Annotated in this window: 9 protein-coding genes and 1 pseudogene; 6 read left to right on the forward strand and 4 right to left on the reverse strand. The window is 66.4% G+C overall.

The features are described 5' to 3' along the window. From sphsw_RS11010 to sphsw_RS11025, 4 genes and pseudogenes are all read left to right on the forward strand, one after another. Positions 1–252: pseudogene (locus sphsw_RS11010) on the forward strand (cupin domain-containing protein); the annotation flags it as partial. Between the two features lie 326 nt (positions 253–578). Continuing rightward, a complete protein-coding gene (locus sphsw_RS11015; protein ID WP_031393951.1) occupies positions 579–1,094 on the forward strand; it encodes a MucR family transcriptional regulator in 516 nt (171 codons plus the stop codon). Positions 1,095–1,222: 128 nt separating this feature from the next. Then, a complete protein-coding gene (locus tag sphsw_RS11020; protein WP_031440664.1) occupies positions 1,223–2,002 on the forward strand; it encodes an NUDIX hydrolase in 780 nt (259 codons plus the stop codon). Further along, a complete protein-coding gene (locus sphsw_RS11025; RefSeq protein ID WP_031440665.1) occupies positions 2,002–2,733 on the forward strand; it encodes an extensin-like domain-containing protein in 732 nt (243 codons plus the stop codon). The genes sphsw_RS11020 and sphsw_RS11025 overlap by 1 nt, the downstream gene beginning before the upstream one ends. Positions 2,734–2,737: 4 nt before the next feature. On the opposite strand, the gene sphsw_RS11030 is transcribed toward sphsw_RS11025, so the two are convergent. The 4 genes from sphsw_RS11030 to sphsw_RS11045 all read right to left on the reverse strand — a co-directional run bounded on the left by sphsw_RS11030 (position 2,738) and on the right by sphsw_RS11045 (position 5,571). Continuing rightward, on the reverse strand, positions 2,738–3,280 hold the full coding sequence (locus tag sphsw_RS11030) for a hypothetical protein (RefSeq protein ID WP_031440666.1): 543 nt from the start codon (positions 3,278–3,280) through the stop codon (positions 2,738–2,740). A 265-nt stretch (positions 3,281–3,545) separates the two neighbouring features. Next, the gene (locus sphsw_RS11035) at positions 3,546–3,854 is read right to left on the reverse strand and encodes a hypothetical protein (RefSeq protein WP_031440667.1); all 309 of its coding nucleotides are present in this window, start codon (positions 3,852–3,854) and stop codon (positions 3,546–3,548) included. A gap of 93 nt (positions 3,855–3,947) precedes the next feature. Further along, positions 3,948–4,739, reverse strand: a complete 792-nt coding sequence (locus sphsw_RS11040) for a transglutaminase-like domain-containing protein (RefSeq protein ID WP_031393946.1) — start codon at positions 4,737–4,739, stop codon at positions 3,948–3,950. A gap of 82 nt (positions 4,740–4,821) precedes the next feature. Then, positions 4,822–5,571: a Bax inhibitor-1/YccA family protein gene (locus sphsw_RS11045; protein ID WP_031440668.1), complete on the reverse strand. Its 750-nt coding sequence runs from the start codon at positions 5,569–5,571 to the stop codon at positions 4,822–4,824. Between the two features lie 119 nt (positions 5,572–5,690). On the opposite strand from sphsw_RS11045, the gene thpR reads away from it, so the two are divergent. Beyond that, positions 5,691–6,293: an RNA 2',3'-cyclic phosphodiesterase gene (gene thpR, locus sphsw_RS11050; RefSeq protein WP_042467069.1), complete on the forward strand. Its 603-nt coding sequence runs from the start codon at positions 5,691–5,693 to the stop codon at positions 6,291–6,293. Between the two features lie 12 nt (positions 6,294–6,305). Further along, positions 6,306–6,779, forward strand: a 474-nt coding sequence (locus sphsw_RS11055; RefSeq protein WP_031440670.1) for a superoxide dismutase family protein, incomplete at its 3' end; no start/stop codon positions are given.

Consider the following 6,779-nt stretch of genomic DNA (forward strand, 5'->3'; position numbering starts at 1 on the left):
AATGAATATGCGACCGTCGTCGCGGGATCGGGGACGTTGCTTTCGGGTGGACGCCTGGTCGATCCGCATGTCGTCAACCCCGGCCTCACCGACGGCGCGCGGATCGAGGGCGCCACGACCCGCGCGCTCCGCCCCGGCGACGTCCTGCTGATCCCCGCCGGCGTTCCGCACGGCTTCGGTGTCGGGCCCGAAGGGCTGGTCCTGCTCGGTACCAAGATCACGCCGCGCCGACCGGCTGCCCCTGCGCGATAAGATGCGTCCGCCAATCGCGACGTCCCGATCGGGCGTCTCGATCCGCAACCTGATCTGCCGGATCTGATGACTGCGCCGGATGTCGGACCCGCTTCGAGCGCACGCATGCTACAACCGCGAATGCGCGTATTTGTGAGGATCTATAGGGTTGGTCTGGCGCGCGTATAAACTCAGCAAATCGCAAGATCAGCGCCCGGATTCGACGTCGCGAACAGAATTCCCGGTCAATTGAGCGCTTTAATAATATTTGCGGGTGTCATTTTCTGCCAATAGCGCGTAGTCGCGCGAATGGAGGGGGAAAATTTTTCAACAATCAAGGATCCCGTGTGACCGAAACCATCAATACCGTCGAACTGGCGGCAGAACTGACGGCAGCCTGGCTGGCGAACCCCAACACCCGCACCGCTGCCGAAGACGTTCCTGCGTTTCTCCTGTCGATGCACACCGCCGTGACCAAGCTCACGACCGGCGCAGAGATGACGGGCGATACCGCCGAGGCGACGACCTATGAGCCCGCCGTGACGGCGCGCAAGTCGCTTGCATCGCCTGACCACATCGTCTCGATGATCGACGGCAAGAAGTACAAGACACTGCGTCGCCACCTGACGACGCATGGCATGACGCCGGAGCAGTATCGCGAACGTTTCAACCTGAAGGCCGACTATCCGATGGTCGCTGCGACCTATTCGGAAGCACGCCGTGCGATGGCGAAGTCGATCGGCCTCGGCCGCAAGGCTGGTTCGAAGGTCGAAGCCGCTGCGGAAGACGCAGGCAAGACTTCGCGCAAGACCGGCAAGGCCGCGCTCGATGCCGCCAAGCGTACGCTCGGCAGCGACGATTGATGCGCCACGGGGAGGGCTGATCGCCCTCCCCGACCGTTAAAGCCATTCTGAGCGCTCTGCCGGTCGCGCTCTGAATCACGCTATACTGCCGTCTGGCCCGATCCGGGTTTCGCGCGTTACACAGATCGATGACCGAACCGATCTCCCCCGCCATTCCGGCTGCCACGTTGGTGATCTTTCGCGATCGCCCGTCGCTCGCCCCCGAACTGCTGATGGTCGAGCGCGCGGGATCGATGGCGTTTGCCGGCGGTGCACTCGTCTTCCCCGGTGGCCGGGTCGACCCGGCCGACCGCACGCTCGCAGAGCAACTCATCCCGCAGCCCGCTGATCCGGTCATGATCGAAGAGGTCGCCGCCCGCATCGCCGCAATCCGCGAGACGATCGAGGAGGTCGGGCTCGCCATCGGTCTTCATCCCGCACCGTCCGCCGATACGCTCGCGACACTGCGCGCGGCGTTGCATGCCGGAGGGGAACTGGGGCCGATGCTCGACGAGTTGGGGCTCCGCTGTGATCCGCACATGCTCACCTATTTCGCGCGGTGGCGACCCGCGCATCATCTGACCCGGATCTTCGACACACGCTTCTATCTCGCGGGCCTGCCCGCCGACGCCGCCCCCGCCCGCGTCGACGAGACGGAGAATGTCCGCCTGCTCTGGGCGACCGCTGCCGAGATCCTCGCGCATGCCGATGCCGGCCGCGCACAGGTGATCTTCCCGACCCGCCGCAACCTCGAACGCCTCGCGCTGTTCGCCGGCTTCGACGAAGCAGTCGCCGACGCGCGGCGCAGACCGGTCCGCACCGTGACGCCGTGGATCGAGCTGCGCGACGGGATCGACCATTTCTGCATCCCCGACGATCTCGGCTATCCGGTGACCAGCGAGCCCGTCACGCGTGTGGCGCACGGCTGATGCGTGCGGTGCGGCGGACGCTGGGCTGGATCGTCGCACTGGCGGTGATCGCGGGCCTCGGCTTGATACTCTGGTCGACGCTGCGCGGTCGTCCGCAGGACCTGCCCTGGACCCCGCTCGATCTCGGCCAGCCGATCGGGCTGATGACCGGGCGCAAGCTCAATGCGCTGACCCAGTCCTATCCCGCCTGTCGGGCCGCGCTCGAGCGTGCCGGTGTCCGCTACACCGCGCTGCCGCCTCGCAGCGGTGAAGGCCAATGCGGCTATAGCGACGGCGTCCGGTTCACATCCGGCGGCGCACGGCGGATCGACTTCGCGCCCGCGGGTCTTGGCGTCGCCTGCCCCGTCGCCGCGGCGCTCGCGATATGGGAATGGAATGTCGTCCAGCCCGCGGCCGAACGGCATTTCGGCACCAAGGTCACGAGCATCGACCATTTCGGCAGTTATAGCTGTCGCCGCATCTACGGCCGCGACGCCGGCACGTGGAGCGAGCACTCGACCGCCGACGCGGTCGACATTGCGGGCTTTCGGTTAGGCAATGGCACGCGGATTACCGTAGCCCGCGACTGGCAAGGCGATACCGCCAAGGCCGCCTTCCTCCGCGAGGTCCGCGACGGCGCCTGCCAGCTTTTCGCGACGACGCTCTCGCCCGATTACAACACCGCGCATGCGGACCACTTCCATCTCGATCAGGCGGATCGCGGCGCGATGGGCTGGCGCGCCTGCCGCTGAGCCGTCAGGTGGCGAGCGACGTCCCGCTGTCGACCTTCTCCACCCAATAGGGGAAGAAGACGGGTTCCCGGCTCGACCAGCCCGACGCGGTCGCCGCGGCTTCGCTGATCGACTGGAGCAGCTTGCGGCGGAGTTCGGGATGGAGATGCGGCAACGCCGCCGCCGCGCAGAAGGCGGACGGCAACCAGGGTCGCACATCCGCGCCGGCAAGCCGCTCGTACAGGAACCGGAAGGCGGAAAAGCTCGTCAGCCGCCCCTGCCCCAGATCGAAAGCGGCCAGCGTCACCAGTTTTCCCAGAAACCGGTCCGCCCCGCCGAGCCCCGCATCCTCGGGCAGAAGTTCGCGAAGATCGTCAAGACCAACATAGAGCCGCGCCTGTGCGCGGATGCTCGCTTCCTCGACCACGTCGCGCGACCAGCGCGTCATCGCATCCTCGCGGTCGAGACCGACATCGAGCGAGCGCCGGATATATCGCTGCGTCGCGCTGGAAAAGCCGGCGAATTCCTTCATTTCGGCGAGCGTCGTGATGCCCTTTGCCGGTTTCATCCGTGAAGCCATATCGTCACCCCGCCTTGCTGCAAGTAACAGGCGTTCCCATGCATTTGGGGCAGAGGACGGTCCCTAACGCATCGTCACGTCACGGTGTATAAGCGACCATGAAATCTGTTGCGCTGCAACACGCAATGCGACCAGTCGAGGCCAGGCATCAAACTTTTCGCCAGGGGCGGTATTTACGCAACAATCGAACTTGGAACGGTGGAGCGCCGCCCGCGCCCGGCATCGGCCAGGCGCGAGCACACCCCGCGATAGATCAGCCGTTCTTTTCGGCCAGCTTTCGTTCTGCTTCCGCATCATAGCCGGACGACGGCGCCGGCCCCTGATTGTGCACCGGCTGGGTCGATGCGGGCGGATCGCTCGCATCCATCGACTCGTCGAGCGCATTGTCGAGACGCGCATCGTTGCTCAACGGGTTCTTCTGCAGCCGCTTGCCGATCGACTTGTCCTGACCGGCCTCCTGGCGCGGGTCGCGGCCGTCGGTCCGGCCGTTGGCAGCATCGCCATCCTGCCCATCCGGTGCAACCGACAGGCTGTCGAGCGCGCGTTTGTCGATATCGTTCATGTCGAGACTCCTGTGAAAATCGTTACGGACGCAAACGGTTCAGCACGCCCGGTGTTCCTGCCGCTGCGACGAGCGACTCGCGTCGCGGACCGGTCACGCAGTTTCGTCGTCGAGCGCGCGGACCCGGACAGTCTGCGTCCACAGCGTCGCCTGCCCGAACACCGTCATGAACGCGATGTCGGTGGCGTCGCGCCCGATGCAGACACGCGCGATATCGCCGCACGACGCCATCCCCGTCGGATCGACCAGCCGCCACGCGCCATCGAGCCAGAGCTCGGCGACCGCGTGGAAGTCGGGCGGATCGACCCCCGGCGCATAGGCCGAGACGCAGCGCGCCGGGATCCCCCCCGCGCGTGCGAGCGCGACCAGCAGATGCGCATAGTCGCGGCACACGCCCGACCGCGACGCGAAGGTGTCGAGCGCGGTCGTCTCGCCCGAACTCGATCCCATCCGGTAATCGAGCGCATTGCCGACCCAGGCACTCAGCGCCGCCGCCAGCGCGCCGCCGTCGAGCCCGGGAAACTCGCGCGCGACGAACCCCTCGAACCGGTCCGACTGGCAATAGCGGCTTGGCATCAGATAGGCGGTGACGTCACCGGGCAGCAGCCGGGGCGGCGTGGTGCCATAGGCGCCGAGCGCGACGACCGGCCGCTCGACCTTCACCACCGCGCGGTACGCCGCGGTCAGCCGGCCATGCCCCCGCGCCCAGCAGCGCTGGCCGATGCCGTCCTCGCCCGGGACCGCGCGGATCGGGCTGTCCGACCAGATCGTCAGCGACTGCTCCTCGATCCGCTGGTCGGGCATCGCCGCCGCCTCGATCTGCAGCAACACGTCGGCGTCGCCGGCAATTCCATAATCCAGATGAACGTCGATCGAGAGACGCATTGTGGTCTTAAATCCTGGCCAGGATGCAAAAACGGCCCGGCAGTTTCCCGCCGGACCGTCACTCAGAGAAGGTGCGAAGCGCTTAGTTGCGGCTGCTGCCGAACAGGCGAAGCACGAACATGAACATGTTGATGAAGTCGAGATACAGGCTCAGTGCCGACATGATCACGACCTTGCCGACCATGTCCGTACCCGCGACCTGCATGTACAGGCTCTTGGTACGCTGCGTGTCATAGGCCGTCAGACCCGCGAACAGCAGCACGCCGACGCCGCTGATGACCAGCTGCATGACACCCGACTGGAGGAAGATGTTGATGATGCTCGCCACCAGCAGACCGACCACGCCGATGATCAGGAACGTCCCGAACGCCGACAGATCACGCTTCGTGGTGTAACCGTACAGACTCAGCCCTGCGAAGCCGGCGGCGGTCGCGAAGAACGCGCTGGCGATCGACGTGCCGCTATAGACCAGGAAGATCGTCGACAGCGACAGACCCATCAGGATCGCAAAGCCCCAGAACAGCATCTGCAGCGTCGCGGTGCTCATCCGGTTCTGGCCGAAGCTCATGCCGAACACGATCGCGAGCGGCGCGAACATGATGACGTACTTCAGCGGACCGCCGCCCATGAACACCTGTGCGGCAGGAGACGATGCACCGCCCCAGGCGAACAGAAGCGCGACGATGCCGGTCAGCAGCACGCCCGAGCCCATATAGTTATAGACCGACAGCATGTACGAGCGGAGACCCGCGTCATATGCTGCCGAACCGGTGGTGGTGGCCGTCGCTCCGAACGGCGCGGCACGAGGCCGGGGATCAGACCAATTAGCCATTGAAATTACAACTCCTCTATCCGGCCACATGCCGCTTGCGTGCAACATCGGTGCTGGGAGGACGATTTTCAAGCGGAGACGTTCCCAATTCGGGGTGATCGGCGCTATCAATCCCGCCGATGCTACGCCTGTTTCTCGCGCTCCGCCCGCCCCTCCCCATCCGCGAGATGCTGTTCGACCTGATGGACGGGATCGGCGGTGCGCGCTGGCAGGATGACGAGCAGCTCCACGTCACGACGCGCTTCCTCGGCGAGGTCGATCCGCGTCTGGCCGACGACATCGTGACCGAGATCGACCGGCTCCGCCTGTCGCTGACGCCGGCGGCGCCAACGGTGGCGTTGCATGCGGTCGGTCAGTTCGCGAGCCGCGGGCGTACCGACACGCTCTGGGCGGGCGTCACCCCGCACGCCGCGCTCACCGCGCTGCACCGCAAGGTTGATCAGGCGGTGGTCCGCGCCGGGCTGCCACCCGATCGCCGCGCCTATCTGCCGCACGTCACGCTCGCGCGGCTGCCGCGGTCGCTCGGCACGTCGCCGGAGATCGACGGCTGGATCGCCCGCCATGCCGGGCTCGCCAGCGCGCCGTTTGCGATGACCCATCTGACGCTGTACCAGAGCCACCTCGGCCGCGACGGTGCCTGGTACGAACCACTGCTGCGCTGGCCGCTCGAACCCGACGCCGGAACCGCCGGCGACTTTGGCGGGTTCGCGTCGGATCAATAGGGAGAGACGGACATGCGGATTGCAACATTTGCGCTGGTCGGTGCAGCAGCGCTCACGCTGGCGGCCTGCGATCAGAAAGGGCTCGAGACCGGGACGCCGATCGCAGGCGGGCAGAGCGCACGCGCGATGCTGATGAACGCCGCCGGGGTCGATGTCGGCCGCGCGACCGCGACCGACGTTGCCGGCGGACTGCGCTTCACCGTCGACGCCAAGGCGCTGCCGCCGGGCACGCACGGCGTCCATATCCACACGACCGGTCGCTGCGACGCGCCCGACTTCACGACCGCGGGGGGCCATTGGAACCCGACGTCGATGAAGCACGGGTCGATGAACCCGCAGGGGCCGCATGAGGGCGATCTGCCCAACCTGATCACCGGCACCGACGGCCGCGGCACGGTCGGCGTCACGATCCCGGGTGCGACGATCAGCCGCCGCGAGGGAGGTATATCGATCAAAGCTGATGTCCGGTGCGGTCGCGCTTGGTCG

It is taken from the genome of Sphingomonas sp. FUKUSWIS1 (assembly GCF_000733135.1).
Classification (GTDB): Bacteria; Pseudomonadota; Alphaproteobacteria; order Sphingomonadales; family Sphingomonadaceae; genus Sphingomonas; species Sphingomonas aerolata.